Source organism: Patescibacteria group bacterium, assembly GCA_004297215.1.
Classification (GTDB): Bacteria; Patescibacteriota; Patescibacteriia; order UBA9934; family GWF2-40-263; genus 2-01-FULL-63-20.
Genome location: SCUM01000001.1, coordinates 154591 through 168403 on the forward strand (window position 1 = coordinate 154591; position 13813 = coordinate 168403).

At 64.0% G+C, this 13813-nt stretch carries 17 protein-coding genes; 12 read left to right on the forward strand and 5 right to left on the reverse strand.

The features are described from left to right. Positions 1 to 231 precede the first annotated feature (231 nt). On the forward strand, positions 232 to 606 hold the full coding sequence (locus EPO34_00760; GenBank protein TAK03678.1) for a hypothetical protein: 375 nt from the start codon (positions 232 to 234) through the stop codon (positions 604 to 606). 11 nt (positions 607 to 617) lie between these two features. Beyond that, the gene (locus EPO34_00765) at positions 618 to 2069 is read left to right on the forward strand and encodes an ABC-F family ATP-binding cassette domain-containing protein (protein ID TAK03679.1); all 1452 of its coding nucleotides are present in this window, start codon (positions 618 to 620) and stop codon (positions 2067 to 2069) included. On the opposite strand, the gene EPO34_00770 is transcribed toward EPO34_00765, so the two are convergent. Then, on the reverse strand, positions 2066 to 2569 hold the full coding sequence (locus tag EPO34_00770; GenBank protein ID TAK03680.1) for a transcription elongation factor GreA: 504 nt from the start codon (positions 2567 to 2569) through the stop codon (positions 2066 to 2068). The genes EPO34_00765 and EPO34_00770 overlap by 4 nt on opposite strands. A gap of 18 nt (positions 2570 to 2587) precedes the next feature. Here EPO34_00770 and EPO34_00775 point away from each other — a divergent pair, with 18 nt between their 5' ends. Together EPO34_00775 and EPO34_00780 are read left to right on the forward strand one after the other, a co-directional pair. Next, entirely contained in the window at positions 2588 to 3043 is a 456-nt protein-coding gene (locus tag EPO34_00775; GenBank protein TAK03681.1) for a hypothetical protein, read from the forward strand. A 118-nt stretch (positions 3044 to 3161) separates the two neighbouring features. Then, positions 3162 to 3359: a cold shock domain-containing protein gene (locus EPO34_00780; GenBank protein ID TAK03682.1), complete on the forward strand. Its 198-nt coding sequence runs from the start codon at positions 3162 to 3164 to the stop codon at positions 3357 to 3359. A gap of 44 nt (positions 3360 to 3403) precedes the next feature. Here the strand turns inward: EPO34_00780 and EPO34_00785 are convergent, their stop codons facing one another. Continuing rightward, positions 3404 to 3862 carry a hypothetical protein gene (locus EPO34_00785; GenBank protein ID TAK03683.1) on the reverse strand — a complete coding sequence of 153 codons (459 nt, stop codon included), beginning with the start codon at positions 3860 to 3862 and terminating at the stop codon, positions 3404 to 3406. A 261-nt stretch (positions 3863 to 4123) separates the two neighbouring features. On the opposite strand from EPO34_00785, the gene EPO34_00790 reads away from it, so the two are divergent. From EPO34_00790 to EPO34_00805, 4 genes are all read left to right on the forward strand, one after another. After that, positions 4124 to 4420 (forward strand): hypothetical protein, encoded by a 297-nt coding sequence (locus tag EPO34_00790; protein ID TAK03684.1) that lies wholly within the window; start codon positions 4124 to 4126, stop codon positions 4418 to 4420. Between the two features lie 66 nt (positions 4421 to 4486). Further along, a complete protein-coding gene (locus tag EPO34_00795) occupies positions 4487 to 4909 on the forward strand; it encodes a M48 family peptidase (protein TAK03685.1) in 423 nt (140 codons plus the stop codon). Then, positions 4893 to 5795: an RsmB/NOP family class I SAM-dependent RNA methyltransferase gene (locus tag EPO34_00800; protein ID TAK03686.1), complete on the forward strand. Its 903-nt coding sequence runs from the start codon at positions 4893 to 4895 to the stop codon at positions 5793 to 5795. Before EPO34_00795 ends, EPO34_00800 begins: the two co-directional genes overlap by 17 nt. A gap of 12 nt (positions 5796 to 5807) precedes the next feature. Continuing rightward, positions 5808 to 6794, forward strand: coding sequence for a hypothetical protein (locus EPO34_00805; GenBank protein ID TAK03687.1), 987 nt, complete (start codon positions 5808 to 5810; stop codon positions 6792 to 6794). A gap of 34 nt (positions 6795 to 6828) precedes the next feature. On the opposite strand, the gene EPO34_00810 is transcribed toward EPO34_00805, so the two are convergent. Beyond that, on the reverse strand, positions 6829 to 7140 hold the full coding sequence (locus EPO34_00810; GenBank protein TAK03688.1) for a hypothetical protein: 312 nt from the start codon (positions 7138 to 7140) through the stop codon (positions 6829 to 6831). Here EPO34_00810 and EPO34_00815 point away from each other — a divergent pair. From EPO34_00815 to EPO34_00830, 4 genes are all read left to right on the forward strand, one after another. Next, a complete protein-coding gene (locus EPO34_00815; GenBank protein TAK03689.1) occupies positions 7117 to 8595 on the forward strand; it encodes a 23S rRNA (adenine(2503)-C(2))-methyltransferase RlmN in 1479 nt (492 codons plus the stop codon). The two genes, EPO34_00810 and EPO34_00815, sit on opposite strands and share 24 nt — an antisense overlap. A 39-nt stretch (positions 8596 to 8634) precedes the next feature. Then, positions 8635 to 9567 carry a decarboxylating 6-phosphogluconate dehydrogenase gene (gnd, locus tag EPO34_00820; protein TAK03690.1) on the forward strand — a complete coding sequence of 311 codons (933 nt, stop codon included), beginning with the start codon at positions 8635 to 8637 and terminating at the stop codon, positions 9565 to 9567. Beyond that, positions 9518 to 10819 carry a glucose-6-phosphate dehydrogenase (NADP(+)) gene (locus EPO34_00825; GenBank protein TAK03691.1) on the forward strand — a complete coding sequence of 434 codons (1302 nt, stop codon included), beginning with the start codon at positions 9518 to 9520 and terminating at the stop codon, positions 10817 to 10819. The genes gnd and EPO34_00825 overlap by 50 nt, the downstream gene beginning before the upstream one ends. Before the next feature lie 246 nt (positions 10820 to 11065). Then, the gene (locus EPO34_00830) at positions 11066 to 12553 is read left to right on the forward strand and encodes a leucyl aminopeptidase (protein ID TAK03692.1); all 1488 of its coding nucleotides are present in this window, start codon (positions 11066 to 11068) and stop codon (positions 12551 to 12553) included. Positions 12554 to 12612: 59 nt separating this feature from the next. Here the strand turns inward: EPO34_00830 and EPO34_00835 are convergent, their stop codons facing one another. Both EPO34_00835 and EPO34_00840 read right to left on the reverse strand, forming a co-directional pair. Next, positions 12613 to 13134: a peroxiredoxin gene (locus EPO34_00835; protein ID TAK04305.1), complete on the reverse strand. Its 522-nt coding sequence runs from the start codon at positions 13132 to 13134 to the stop codon at positions 12613 to 12615. Between the two features lie 43 nt (positions 13135 to 13177). After that, positions 13178 to 13804 carry a superoxide dismutase gene (locus EPO34_00840; GenBank protein ID TAK03693.1) on the reverse strand — a complete coding sequence of 209 codons (627 nt, stop codon included), beginning with the start codon at positions 13802 to 13804 and terminating at the stop codon, positions 13178 to 13180. Positions 13805 to 13813: the final 9 nt, after the last annotated feature.

Here is a 13813-nt window from a genome sequence, read left to right on the forward strand (position 1 = left end):
CGCTTTACGCGGCGGCTTCCGTGGAAGGGGCCGGGGCGGCCGGAGACTCCTCGGTCGGCTTCTGGGTCTCGTCGGCGGCCGCGGCGGGCATGTTGGTGTCGTCCATAGGAGTCGTTGTTCGCGGATTAGGTGCTAAATATAGCTTAAAAATCGTACCTTGTCAATAGAGATACGATTTGGATGGAGGCTCGTTGCCAAAACAAAAGAAATCCGCTATGCTTCGCCAATTCTATGTATAAACCCCATCACGGCAAGCACGGCGGCGGATTCGGCGGCGGCAAGAAGTTCGGCGGATCTCCGTCGTGGAAGCGCGGCGGCGCCGACGAACGGGGGTTCGTGCGACCGGACCTGCACGACGCCACCTGCGGCAAATGCGGCGCGCCCTGCAAGGTGCCGTTCCGACCGAACGGATCCCGGCCCATCTACTGCCGCGACTGCTTCAAGAAGGATGACGCGTCGGAGCCGAAGCGTTTTGAGAAGCGTCCGTTCGGCGACAAGCCGTACCGCTCCACCCCGCATGCGTCAGGCGGGAACATCGAGGCGCGGCTTAAGGCGATCGAGGACAAGCTGGATGCTATAATCGAGGCGCTCGAGGACGACATGTAAGACGCGGAAACATGGACCACGGAAACGTCATCATCCGGTTCGAAGGGGTGACCTTCGGATACGACAAGGAAAAGCCCATCCTCAAGGAGGTGGATTTTTCGGTGCGCGACGCGGCCAAGATCACGGTGATGGGGCAAAACGGGGCGGGGAAGTCCACGATCTTCAAGCTGCTCACCGGCGAACTCAAGCCCGACAAGGGACAGATTCACATCACGAACGGGTCAACGATCGCCATCGCCACGCAGGTGATGCCAAAGGAATGCCTGGAGATGACCCTGCGCGAGTTCTTTGCCCGCGCCTACGCCGAAAAGAGATATGACCTCGACGGCCGCATCAAGGAGGCGCTCGACGCCGTGAACCTCGATGCCGAGTACGACCGGATCGTGAAAAGTTTCTCCGGCGGCCAGCAGGCGCGGCTTCTTCTCGCCTACGCCATCATCCAGGACCCCGACATCCTGCTGCTCGACGAACCGACGAACAATCTCGACGCGGCCGGGATCGAACACCTCACCGGATTCCTGATGTGCTACCTGAAGACGGTGCTGGTCATTTCCCACGACGCGGAGTTCCTCAATTCGTTCACGGAAGGGGTGCTCAACCTCGACGTGCACACGGGGAAGGTGGAGCGCTACGAGGGGAACTACTTCAACGTGGTGGAAGAGATCGCCGCGCGGGTGGAGCGCGACCGCATGCAGAACGCGCGCATGCTGAAGGAGATCCAGGATCGCAAGGACAAGATCAACTTTTTCAGCCACAAGGGGGGCAAGATGCGCGCCTTGGCGGCCAAGCTCAAGGAACAGGTGATCGAGGCCGAGGAGAACATGGTGGACGTGCGCCGCGAGGACCGCACGATCCGCGATTTCGCCATTCCAACGCAGGACTTCACCGAACCCATGGTGACGATCACTTCCATCCGCGTCATCGAGCGCCACGAGCCGCGCCGAGCGCAGGTGAACGTCCTGTTGCGCAAGCGCCAACGCCTGCTCGTGAGTGGCCCGAACGGCATCGGCAAGAGCACGTTGCTGCGCAGCCTGGCCGAGGGGACCGACGAAGGAAGCTCCATCACCGCCGGCGTGAAGGTGGGCTATTACCGCCAGGATTTTTCCGGACTGGACTTCGATTCGACGGTGTACAAGTCGCTTGAGGAGATGATGGACGTGCCTGACAACGAACGGTTGCGCGAAGTGGCCGCGCAATTCCTGCTCACCGGCGAGCTGCTCCTCAACAAGGTCGGGTCGCTCTCGGAAGGGCAGAAGGGGCTTTTGAGCTTCGCGCGGTTCGTGCTGCAGCAGCCGGGACTGCTCATCCTCGACGAGCCCACCAATCACATCAACTTCCGCCACCTGCCCGTGATCGCCAAGGCGCTCGACGCCTTCGACGGCGCCATGATCATGGTGAGCCACGCCCCGGATTTCGTGAGCAAGATCAGCTTCACCGAGACGCTCGACCTGGGAGCCCTCTAGCGGACGCTGACGACCCGGACGATTCCCGACGGCCCTTCGACCTCGTCGCCCGCGACGTGTCCCATGAGCGCGGCCCCTAGCGGCGAGAGGTAGGAAATGCGACCCCGAGAGGGGTTGCTTTCTTGTGAGCCGAGGATCTCGTACGTGGAAGCCTTGCCGTTCATCTCGACGTCCACCGTCGTCCCGATGCGCACGCGGCCGTCGTCCGTGCCGCTTTCGATGGGGATAGCGTGCTTCAGGCGTTCTTGCAGCGAGAGGATGCGCCCGTTCACTCGCCGCAGGTGCGCCTTGGCCGCCTGGTATCCGGCGTTCTCCGAGAAGTCGCCCATCTCGCCGGCGCGGCGCACTTCCGCGGCGGCCTTCCCGCGCTCGTCCTTGATGAGGCGTTCCAGCTCGTCCTTGAGACGCGATATGGCCTGCGGGGTGAGGAACCGGTCGGGTTCGCCCTGAAGGGCTTCGCGCTGGGTTTCGGATTTTCGCTTCGGGACGCGCATAGGCATTTGCTATACTAACGCCATATGACATTTGCCACCATCGACAAGCGCGTGATCGGTATTGCCCTTCGGTTCCGGGATTCCGCCGGGTTCCTGGCGCTCGGCATCGTGTACGCCTGGTTTGGGATCCTCAAGGTGCTAGGAATCTCGCCCACGAGCCCGCTCGTTCTGGCGCTCCTCGACAAGACCATGCCTGGAATCTCGCCCGACACCTTCATGCTCGCGTTCGGCGCGTTCGAAACGGTCATCGGCCTCCTGTTCCTCTTTCCGGTGGCCGTACGCCTCGTGGTGGCTCTCATGGCCGCCCACATGGCGATGACCGTGCTCCCGCTCGCGCTTTTGCCAGGCATGACCTGGACCGGACCGTTCGTTCCCACCCTCGAAGGGCAGTATATCCTCAAGAACCTGGTGCTTCTCGCGTTGGCCCTCACCATGGTGGCCGCCACGCCCCCCTTGGCAGAGGGAAAATCGCGGACTTGACGGCCCCTAAGGGATGCCGTAGCATCCAGCTTGCAACGTAACGCTCGGCGGGGAGATCAGTCGAATTTCCGCAAAGAGGCCTGACGTGCGGATAATTCAACCGAACGCAATATCCACTATGTTGGGTACCATCAAGCGCGTGACGGACAAGGGATTCGGGTTCATCACCCCGGACGGCGAGGAGAAGGACGTCTTCTTCCACATGTCTTCCCTGGTCGACGTGCAATTCGATGAGCTGCGCGTCGGCGACAAGGTCTCCTTCGAGACCGAGGACTCCGACAAGGGTCCTCGCGCCGTCAACGTGACTCGCGCCTAACGGCGCACGAAAACCGCCCCGCACGGGGCGGTTTTCTGTTCTCTCTAATCCTGCGGGGCCCAGATCACGAGGATCGACGTGAGACCCTCGTCGCCCGGGGACGCGGTCACCGAGAGGGCAGCGTCGCCCTTCTCGTAGGCGCGCATGTCGGATCCGTTCACGGCGAAATTCCCGGACTTCTCCCAGCCGTCGCCGACGAGCTCCTGCTCGTACCAGCCGGATGCGGCCGCTACGGCGTCGGGCGTGGTAAGCATGAGCGAGGCGCCCTGCCGGCCTTCCTGGGCGGAGGTCATGGCGGTCACGACCGTGGCGCCCGGATACATGGGGATGTCGGCGGGGAAATCGGCCGGGATGCTCACGCCGTTGCCAACCTGCACTCGGGTCCCGGCGCCGTCGTCGTAGGTGGTGGTCCCGGTGAGCGGGTTGGTGGCCGTGCTCGCTCCACAGCCGGCGCCAACGAGGATGAGGGCGGCGAGCGGGAGCGTCGCGACGAGGCGTTTCATACGTGGGAAGCGTTATGGATCGGATGCGGACATGGTAACGTATTCCTTGACGCGCGCAAGCAACCGTGGTAGCGATAAGGGACTATGAACATGCAAAAGGACCGTCTGTTCTACGCGATCATCGGCCTGTTGACCGCCCTTGGCGCCTTCTACGGCTTCTCCGCGTCCCCGGAGGCGGAAACGGCGAAGGATGCCTCCCCGGAAGCGGTGCCGGCCGTCATCACGGCGCCGGCCGAGCCTGTCGCCGAGCCCGAGAAGGCCGTGGCGAAGCCCCCGGCCGCGCCCGCGACGCTCACCTATGAGCGCGCGCTTGAGCTGTATGGGAAGTACCGCATCCAGTTCGTGAGCTGCCACGGCAATCCCGGACAGATGACGCTCGGCAAGGGCGCCAAGCTCATGCTCGACAACCGCGACAAGAAGGCGCACACGGTGAAGGTGGGATCCGTCTCGTATCGGCTCGCCTCCATGGGGTTCGCCATCGCCACGGTCCGCGAGGTCGGGACGCTCAACGTCACCTGCGACGGCGGCGGGGCCGCGACGGTCGAGGTCCAGCCGTGAGTGAAGGACCAAGGTCAGAAGGTTTTGAAAGGACCAAAGGAAACGTGAAAGGTCGAAGGATGAAGGATGAAGGTTTCAGCCTTGGTTCTTTTGAGCGTTCCGTTTACACTTCCCCTCATGTCCGTCTCCCCATACGCCCCCCAGGGTCTCGAGCGGTTCAAGCACCGCGCCAGGCACCTCGTCACGTCGCGGCTTTCGCATTTCAACCGGTTCTACGGGTTTGCCTGGAAGCGCGTGTCCATCCGCGACCAGAAGAGCCGCTGGGGGAGTTGCTCCAGCAGCGGGACGCTTTCGTTCAATTGGCGGCTCGCCGTGCTGCCCGAGCCGCTCGCCGATTACGTGATCGTGCACGAGCTGTGCCACCTCAAGCACCTCGACCACTCCTGCGCCTTCTGGGACCTCGTCGCCCGCGCCATTCCGGACCATCATCATCACCGCCGTGCCCTCCGGCTCATCGAACGGCAATTCCAGTATGAGCAGGCTCCCTAAGCCGTTCATCGACCGTCTCGAAGCGCAGTTCGGCAAGCCTGCCACCGACGGGATCCTCGCCGCGTTCAAGGACCCGCGTCGCCCCACCTTCCGCGCGAACGCGCTGAAGATCGCCGACGACGAGCTGATGCGCCTCCTGCGCGAGGACGGCATCCAGTTCGAGCGCGTCAAGGACGTGCCGCACGCGTTCGCCGCCAAGAACCGGACCAGCCCCGAGCTGCTCGAGAGCTACCTGGCCGAGCAGGGGAAGATCTACCTCCAGGGCATTGCCTCGATGATGCCGGCGCTCGTGCTCGATCCCAAGCCGGGGGAAACGGTGCTCGACCTGTGCGCCGCGCCCGGGAGCAAGGCCACGCAGATGGCCGCGATGATGGAGGGAAGGGGACGGCTGGTGGCCGTCGAAGAGGATCCAGTGCGGTTCCAAAAGCTGCAGAACACCGTCTGGATACAGGGCGCGAAGTCCGTGGAAGCGCGCCATGCGGATTCCACCCTGCTCTATCACGAGGAGCCACAGACGTACGACAAGGCGCTCGCCGACGTCCCGTGCTCGGCCGAGGGGCGCATCACCCTGCGCGACGCGCGAAGCTACTCATTCTGGTCGCAGAAGAACATCACGATCCATGCCAAGCTCCAGCGCCGCCTGCTGCGCTCCGCCGCGCGTTGCCTTAAACCGGGCGGCACCCTCGTCTATTCCACCTGTACGCTCGCGCCGGAGGAGAACGAGGAACAGGTCGCGTGGTTCCGAACGGAGTTCCCCGAGTTCGCGCCCGTGGATTTCGACCTTCCCTTGTCTGCGGTGCGCCGCCCCGGCAAGGGGATGGCCGTCGTGTTGCCCACGAAGGAGCACGAGGGATTTTTCGTCGCCAAGCTCCGCAAGGCCGCGTAGACTGCCTCTCGTATGAACCGCTACGTCGAGCTGAAGGCGAAGGACAATACGGAACTCGGGCACCAGCTCGGCGAGATCTTTCACGACCGCCTCAAGGCCAAGCTCGAACGAGTGCGCGGGGCGGAGTGGAATCGAAAGCGCAAGATCGCCTTGCCGCATTGGGCGGTCACGAAGCGTCATTTTCCCGCCTATGCCGACGAGCTCGTCGCGTACGCGCGCGCGGCCGGCCTCGGGTGGCAGGACCTGTGGACGTTCAACCTGGAAATCGGCATGGACGCGGAACGCTGCACCAGCATGGTCACGAATCGCGGGAAGCTCATCGGGCATGTCGAGGATTTCGACCCGTCGAGCGTCGACGACCTGTTCCTGATCCGAAAGACCGTCGGGCGGACGACCGTGCTCGACCTGAATTATTTCCATACGCTTGGCGGGAACGCCGCGAGCGTCAACTCCCATGGCTGGGCGCAGCTCGTCAACACCCTCCACGGCCCGACGCGGCGCGCCGGCATTCCCCGGAACGTGATCGCGCGTTGGCTTTCGGAAAGCCAAGATCCCGAACGCGACGCGCGTCGGCTTGGCCGCCTGCCGCGCATGGACGGATACGCGCACACGTTCGTCCACGCGGACGGACGCGCCTTCAGCCTCGAGGTCGCCGCCGAGGCCTTTTCGTTCTCGAAGGCATCCTCGCCGTTCGTCCACGCCAACCATTACCTGTCTTCGCTCGCCGCCCAGGAAACGTTCCGTTCGGCGAGTTCGACCGATCGGTTCGAGGTGGCGACGTGCAAGCTCAAGCCGCGCATGACCGTGGACGCGATAAAGAAGCTGATGGGCGATCAAAGCCGCGGGAAAGGAAAAAGCATCCTCAACGATGACACCATCGGAAAGATGGTCGTCGATTTCAAGCGTCACGAGGCGCAGGCATGGTTCAAGGCCGCGCCGCGCAAGGGATACCTGGCCGTGCCGCTGAATTTTCTCGATAAAAAGACCGCCTTGTCGTAAGGCGGTCGGCTTGTCCCGAGACGGCGGCGCGCCATCAGTTGACGTCGTTATCATCGGGATCTTTCGCGTCTCCATCCACGGCCGTGACGGCGACGGCGAGGAGCACGTGCGCGTATTCCTTGTGGAAATACGCGCCGGTCACGCCTTGGACGAACCCGCTTTCCTCCTGCCTGATCGTGCGGGCGAAGATGTCCACGAAGCTGCGCGCGACGACGGCGAGGAACGCGCGGGCCGCCCCCGTCTCGTTCCCGCGCACGGTCTCGTCGATGCGGTGCGCGACCGTGGCGCTGAGGCACGCCTGCAGGCACCCGCAGGCCGAGGCATGCTTGGTGTGCGATTCGAGCACGCCCGTGAGCGCGTGGACGACCTCGAGGTCCTTGAGTTCGAGGATCGCCTCGGCCAAGGGGCGCGCCTCGGCGCGGAAGCACTCGGTGAGCACCGCGACGAGCTTCTCGGGATCGGTGGGGATCCCGGAGGCCACGCCCTTGGCGAAGTGCCGGCACAGTTCGTGATGTTCGTCCGGCGTGAGCGCCGTTTTCTTCTTCTCCGTCAAGGTTCGCTGCCTTTCCGGCCGAGACGTTCGACCGCCGGGCACCATACGCGAAAACAGGCCTCCTGTCAATGGGCGTCGGGAAGGGAACGGGCGTTGACCGCGGCCGGATTCGCGCCTATCCTGCGCCAAGAACAAGAAGCTATGCCCATCGCTTCACGAACCGAACGCCTGAAGGCCGTCCTCGTGGGCGTGCCGGCGTTTCGTGCGACCCAGGTCGAGGAGGCGCTGTTCCGTCCGGACATTTCCGGATGGGCGGACGTGAAGAATCTCCCGAAGGCGCTGCGCGAGCGGCTCGTGGCGGAGGTGCCGTGGATGACGCTCGGGGAAGGGCCGATGCTTACGAGCAAGAAGGGGGACACGTTCAAGGCGGCGCTCGAGGTGGAGGGCGGCCCTTCGACAGGCTCAGGACAGGGCAAGCGCATCGAGACGGTGTTGATGGCGAACGCGCGCGGGCAGTGGACCGTGTGCGTTTCCGCGCAGGTGGGATGCGCCATGCGCTGCGCCTTCTGCGCCACGGGCAAGATGGGGCTCACGCGCAGCCTCACGGGCGACGAGATCGTTGACCAGTACCGTTTCTGGCGGCGGTTCCTGCACGAGCGCCCCGAGCTCCAGCCGCGCATCAGCAACATCGTGTTCATGGGGATGGGCGAGCCGCTCGCCAACTACGAGGAGGTGAAGCGCGCGATCCGCATGATCCTGCGGCACACGGACATCGGCGAGACGCACATCGTGGTGTCCACCGTGGGCGTGCTCCCGCGATTGAAGCAGATCCTCACCGACAAGGATTTCCCGCCGGTGCGCATCGCGCTGTCGCTGCACAGCGCCATCGCTGCGACGCGCAAATCCATCGTCCCCACGTCGTACGATAACTTCCTCCAGACGGTCACGGAGTGGACGCGCCAGTACTTCGAGGCGTTCCCGGCGCGCCGCCGCCACCTCACCTTCGAGTATGTGATGCTCAAGGGCGTGAACGATGACGACGCGCACGTGGAGGCGCTCACGCGTTACGCCAATGAGGCGGGCAAGGTGCGCATCAATCTCATCCCGTACAACTTCACGGGCGGCGAGTTTTCCCGCAGCGATGACGACCGCGTGGGCGCGTTCGTGAAAAGCCTTGAGCGCGCCGGCGTGCTCGTCACCGTGCGCCGCACCATGGGCGACGACATCGCCGCCGCCTGCGGCCAGCTCATCACCGATCCCAAGCCCGCGCCCACGGGAGGCAAGCCGGAGTACGCGGATGCGGAATAGGCCGCCTCTGCTATACTCCATGCATTAACGGACAGACCTATGCGCCTCGGATTCGTCGGGCTCGGGAAAATGGGCGGGAACATGGTGGAGCGGATGCTCGAGCGCGGGCATCGGCCGGTGATCTTCGCCCGCACCAAGGCGACCGTGCGCCGCTATGTGGAGAAGGGGGCGAAAGGCGCCGGGTCGCTCGCGGAGATGATGCGATCGCTCGGGACCGGGAAGCGCCTGGTGTGGATCATGGTCCCGCACGCCGCCGTTGACGGGGTGCTCGACGAGCTCATCCCGCTGCTCAAGCGCGGGGACACCGTGGTGGACGGCGGCAATTCGCCCTGGACGAAATCTGTGGAGCGTTCGGCACGCCTCAAGAAGCGCGGCATCGCCTTTCTCGACATCGGGGTCTCCGGCGGGCCTGCTGGGGCGCGTGACGGCGCCTGCCTCATGATCGGCGGCCCGGCTCCGACGTATCGCAAGCTGCACAGGCTGTTCGTGGACCTGTCCGTGAAGGACGGCGAGGCGCATCTGGGCCCCTCGGGCGCCGGACATTTCGCGAAGATGGTGCACAACGGGATCGAGTACGGGATGATGCAGGCGTTCGCCGAGGGGTTCGACGTGCTGCGCAAGAAAAAAGCGTTCCGCTTCGACCTCCGTCAAGTCGCGGGGCTGTACGGACATGGCAGCGTCGTGACCTCGCGCCTGAACGGCTGGCTGGAGGACGGGTTCAAGACGTTCGGGACCACTCTCAAGGGCGTGTCCGGCTCCGCCGTGGGAACTGGCGAAGGGAAGTGGACCGTACAGACCGCGAAAACGCTCGGGGTCAGGACCCCGGTGATCTCCGCGTCCGTCGCGGCGCGCGTGGCAAGCATGAAGAAACCGAGCTTCCAGGGGCAGGTGGTGATGGTGATGCGCAACCGGTTCGGCGGTCATGACCCGAACCCGAACCCTTCGACTTCGCTCAGGATCAAGAAGCGCTGATATGGCCGGCATCGCCCTCATCGTGTTCGGAGGCACCGGCGACCTGACCCAGCGCAAGCTCTACCCCTCGCTGTACCATCTCGCGCAGCGCGGCCGGTTGCCCAAGGGATTCTCGTTGTACGGCGTCTCGCGCAAGACGCTGACGGACAAGGAGTTCCGGCGAAACATCGAGCGGGACATCCGCGCGTTCGCGCATGGGAAGATCGACGAGAAGGCCGTGGCACGGGTCACGGGCGCCGCGCATTACCTTTCCGCGGACCTGAACCATCGCGAAGGGTACGAGCGTCTCGAGGCGCGCCTGAAGCCGGGCACGCTCCGGCTGTTCTATCTCGCCCTTCCGCCCCGGCTGTTCACGCCGATCGTGGAACATCTCGACCGGTGCGGCATGGCGCGCGCCCTGGGAGCGGCGCGCTCGCGGGTGATCGTGGAGAAGCCGTTCGGCTACGATTACGCCTCCGGCAAGAAGCTGGAACGCGTCTTGAGCGCCGCGTTCGACGAACCGCAGATCTTCCGCATCGACCATTATCTCGGCAAGCAGGCGGTGCAGGACCTGCTTGCGTACCGCCGCGGGCATCCGGCGTTCGAACGCTCGCTCGACGCAGGGCACGTCGCGGCCATCCGCATCGATGCGCTCGAGCCGGGCGGGCTTGAGATGCGCGGACCCTATTACGACGGCGCCGGATCCATCCGCGACATGACGCAGAACCACCTGCTCCAGCTTCTGGCGTTCATGACCATGAAGCTGCCGAGGACTTCGTCCGCCGCGACCATCCAGTCCGCGCGCGCGAAGGTGCTGAAGGCGGTCCGGCCGTTCCGTAATCGCGTAGACCTGTTGATCGGACAATACCGCGGCTATCACTCGGAGCCAGGCGTCGACAAGGACTCGAGGACGGACACGTACTCGTCGCTCGTCTTCGAGGTGAACGACGCGCGGTGGAAAGGGGTCCCGATCCTCGTCCGCACGGGAAAACGGCTGACGCGCAAGCTCACGGCGGTCACGATCGAGTACAAGCCGAAACAGGGGAAGCGTCACGTTTTCCAGCTCGATCCCCATCCACACGTGGCGAACGAGATGGGAGATTACGAACGGCTTCTCCTCGCCGCTTTCGATGGGGAGCGCGAACTGTTCGTGAGCGCGGCGGAGGTGCTCAATTCCTGGAAAGCCGTGGACCCGTTCCTGAAGGCGGCCAAGCGGACGAAGCCCATCCTGTACCGCAAGGGTTCGCTCGGCCCCAAAGGAAAAACCGCCTGACGATCAGGCGGTTTTCGTTACTTCTTCGCGGCGGCCTTCTTGCCGAGCTTGGTGAGGCGGATGGCCTTCTTGCGGCGGCGCGCAATGATGTTTTCCTTGCGTGCGGCCTTCCACATGGTGCGATGGACTTTGCGGAGACCCATAGGAGGATTCATTAGCAATGCGCGGAGTTTACCGACAAACCCCGGTTTGGTCAATGTTGCGCGGTTTTTGCGACGGGACTAAGGTTGGCCAAACCATATCCCTATGAACATCACCGTGCGAAAAGGGGCCCTGCCCGAGGAAAAGGTGGACGTGCTCGTGGTAGGCGCCTTCATGCATAAGGACGGTTTCACCGGGGAAGCGGCCAAGCTCGATGAGGCTTTGGACGGCCTTCTTGCGGCCGAGGCGAAGGACCATGCCTTCAAGGGGAAGGCGGGCGAGACCCTGTCCGTGCGCATCGGGGACTCCATGAAGGCGAAGCGGCTCGTCATCGTCGGCCTTGGCGAACCAGAAGCCTGCTCAGAAGAGTCCGTCCGTGAGGCGGCTGCCGCCGGGTTCAATCGTGCCAGGAACAGCGCGGCCAGGCGCGTCGCCTTCGTGTTGTTGGGAGAGGGGAAGGTGTCGGCGCGAGCTGTCGGAAAAGCAATGGCGGAAGGGATCCGACTGGGCTCGTACGCGTTCGAACATTACAAGAGCGAGAAGTCCAAGCTGAAGGTGGACGAGGTGGTCATCCTCACCGGGAATGCTCGCGATGCGAAATCGGCGGAAGACGGGGTGATGCTTGGCGAAATCTACGCCGCGGCCACTTCCCGCGCGCGCGACCTCGTGAACTCCCCGAGCGCGCACATGTCGCCGAGGGACCTGCTGCTTGCCGCGCAGGAGGCGGTGAAGGGCCAGAAGGGCGTGCGCATCAGGTCCTACGACAAGGCCGCGCTCGCGAAGATGGGCGCGGGCGGCATCCTGGGCGTCGGGCAGGGATCCGACCATGATCCGGTTCTCGCGCACATGAGCTACAAGCCCGCCGGGGCGAAGAAGCGCGTCGCGCTCGTGGGCAAGGCGATCACCTTCGATTCCGGCGGCCTCTCCCTCAAGTCGGCCGGAAACATGGAGACGATGAAACTTGACATGGCGGGAGCCGCCGCCGTGATCGGGGCGTTCTCCGTGATCGCGAAGCTCGGCGTCAAGGCCGAGGTGCACGGGATCTTCGGCGCGTGCGAGAACATGCCAAGCGGCAAGGCGATCCGCCCGGGGGACGTGGTGAAGACATTGAACGGCAAGACGATCGAGATCCGCAACACCGACGCCGAAGGGCGCGTGACCCTCGCCGACGCGCTCGCCTACGCCGCAAGGCTCAAGCCCGACCTCATCGTGGACATCGCCACGCTCACGGGCGCGGCCGTCGTCGCGCTGGGCGATGACATCACGGCGCTCATGACCAACGACGAAAGGGCCGGGGCGAAGGTGAAGGTCGCCGCCGCGGGCGCCGGCGAATCGGTGTGGGAACTCCCGCTCGAGAAGCGCTACCGCGATGACGTCATCTCCGACATCGCCGACTACAAGAACGACGGCCCGCGCTCCGGCGGCGCCATCACCGCCGGGTTGCTGCTCAAGGAATTCGTGAACGACATCCCGTGGGTGCACCTCGACATCGCGGGCCCGGCCTTCGCCGAAAAGCCGCGCAACGCCTACACGCGCAAAGGCGGCACGGGCCACGGCGTTCGGACGCTGCTGGAATTGCTCCGAAACGCCTGATCCATGTGCCGCAGGCAGAATGAAAAACGGGCAAGAGCCCGTTTTTCGTCGATTTCGTCTCAAGCCTTCCCGAGCGTCTTGCCGCCCTTCTTCCAATCCATGGGGCAAAGTTCGCCCGTCTGAAGCGCCTCGAGGACACGGAGAGTTTCGTCGACGGAGCGGCCCACGCCGAGGTCGTGATAGAGCGCGTAGCGGAGGATCCCTTCGGGGTCGATGATGAACGTCCCGCGCAGGGCGATGCCCTTGTCCTGGAGCAGTACGCCGTAGTCGCGGCTCACGCTGCGGGTGATGTCGGAAAAGAGGGGATAGTTGAGGTCACCGAGCTCCTTGAGCCAAGCCCGGTGCGAGTGTACCGAGTCGGTCGACCCGCCGAGCACGACGGCATCCAGTTTTTGAAATGCGTCATGCGCATGCGAGAACGCGGTGATTTCGGTGGGGCACACGAAAGTGAAATCGAGCGGGTAGAAGAAGAGCACGACCCACTTGCCTTCGTATTGGTCGAGGTCGATCGTGACGAACTTCCCACCCTTCTCGACAGCCTCCACCTTGAAGTGCGGAGCACGGCTTCCCACCTGGGCCATCTGTGGGGCGTGCATGTCATCTTGCGTTTCGTGTGCCATAGGATCAGGAAAAGGAAATCTTAGACGCCTTCTCGTACACCTTATTCGCGGCGTCCCAGTTCAAGTTCTTCCAAAAGTCGGCGATGTAGGCCTTGCGGTCGGCGCCGTAGTCGATGAAATAGGCGTGCTCGTACACGTCGAGCACGATGAGCGGGATCGCGCCCCATACGCCGCCCTGGTTGTGGGCGTCCGCTCCGTAGATCTTGAGGCGGGCAAGGTGCGTGTCCCAGGCGAGCACCACCCAGCCGCGCATCGCCATGCCCGTGGCGGTAAAGAAGGCGACGAACGTCTCCATCGACCCCCACTTGGCGACGATGGCGTCCGCCAACGCGCCGGACGGTTTCCCGTCCCCACCGAGCACGTTGAAATAATGCTCGTGCAAATAGACGCCGTTGGTGGCAAACGTCTCGCCGTCGCGCAGGGCCCGCAGGTCGGAGTAACTCTGGTTTGCGGCTTCAAGCGTCGCGGCGGCGGTCGAAGCGGCTTTCAGCTTCTCGCCTACCTCTTTCATCTTGTTCACGTACCCCGCGTACAGCTTGTCGTGGTGGATCTGCATCGTCTTCTCGGTAATGCCCGTCAGTTTCGTAGCGAACGGGAGAGGTTTCGCTTCGTAGGTTCGCGCGGAAGGCATATGGACGGA

Bases quoted from the DNA above. Each gene is read 5' to 3' on its own strand.
- EPO34_00760 (TAK03678.1), top strand. From the start codon at position 232: ATGTATAAACCCCATCACGGCAAGCACGGCGGCGGATTCGGCGGCGGC.
- EPO34_00765 (TAK03679.1), top strand. From the start codon at position 618: ATGGACCACGGAAACGTCATCATCCGGTTCGAAGGGGTGACCTTCGGA.
- EPO34_00770 (TAK03680.1), bottom strand. From the start codon at position 2,569: ATGCCTATGCGCGTCCCGAAGCGAAAATCCGAAACCCAGCGCGAAGCC.
- EPO34_00775 (TAK03681.1), top strand. From the start codon at position 2,588: ATGACATTTGCCACCATCGACAAGCGCGTGATCGGTATTGCCCTTCGG.
- EPO34_00780 (TAK03682.1), top strand. From the start codon at position 3,162: ATGTTGGGTACCATCAAGCGCGTGACGGACAAGGGATTCGGGTTCATC.
- EPO34_00785 (TAK03683.1), bottom strand. From the start codon at position 3,862: ATGAAACGCCTCGTCGCGACGCTCCCGCTCGCCGCCCTCATCCTCGTT.
- EPO34_00795 (TAK03685.1), top strand. From the start codon at position 4,487: ATGAAGGTTTCAGCCTTGGTTCTTTTGAGCGTTCCGTTTACACTTCCC.
- EPO34_00800 (TAK03686.1), top strand. From the start codon at position 4,893: ATGAGCAGGCTCCCTAAGCCGTTCATCGACCGTCTCGAAGCGCAGTTC.
- EPO34_00805 (TAK03687.1), top strand. From the start codon at position 5,808: ATGAACCGCTACGTCGAGCTGAAGGCGAAGGACAATACGGAACTCGGG.
- EPO34_00815 (TAK03689.1), top strand. From the start codon at position 7,117: ATGCTTGGTGTGCGATTCGAGCACGCCCGTGAGCGCGTGGACGACCTC.
- gnd (TAK03690.1), top strand. From the start codon at position 8,635: ATGCGCCTCGGATTCGTCGGGCTCGGGAAAATGGGCGGGAACATGGTG.
- EPO34_00825 (TAK03691.1), top strand. From the start codon at position 9,518: ATGACCCGAACCCGAACCCTTCGACTTCGCTCAGGATCAAGAAGCGCT.
- EPO34_00830 (TAK03692.1), top strand. From the start codon at position 11,066: ATGAACATCACCGTGCGAAAAGGGGCCCTGCCCGAGGAAAAGGTGGAC.
- EPO34_00835 (TAK04305.1), bottom strand. From the start codon at position 13,134: ATGGCCCAGGTGGGAAGCCGTGCTCCGCACTTCAAGGTGGAGGCTGTC.
- EPO34_00840 (TAK03693.1), bottom strand. From the start codon at position 13,804: ATGCCTTCCGCGCGAACCTACGAAGCGAAACCTCTCCCGTTCGCTACG.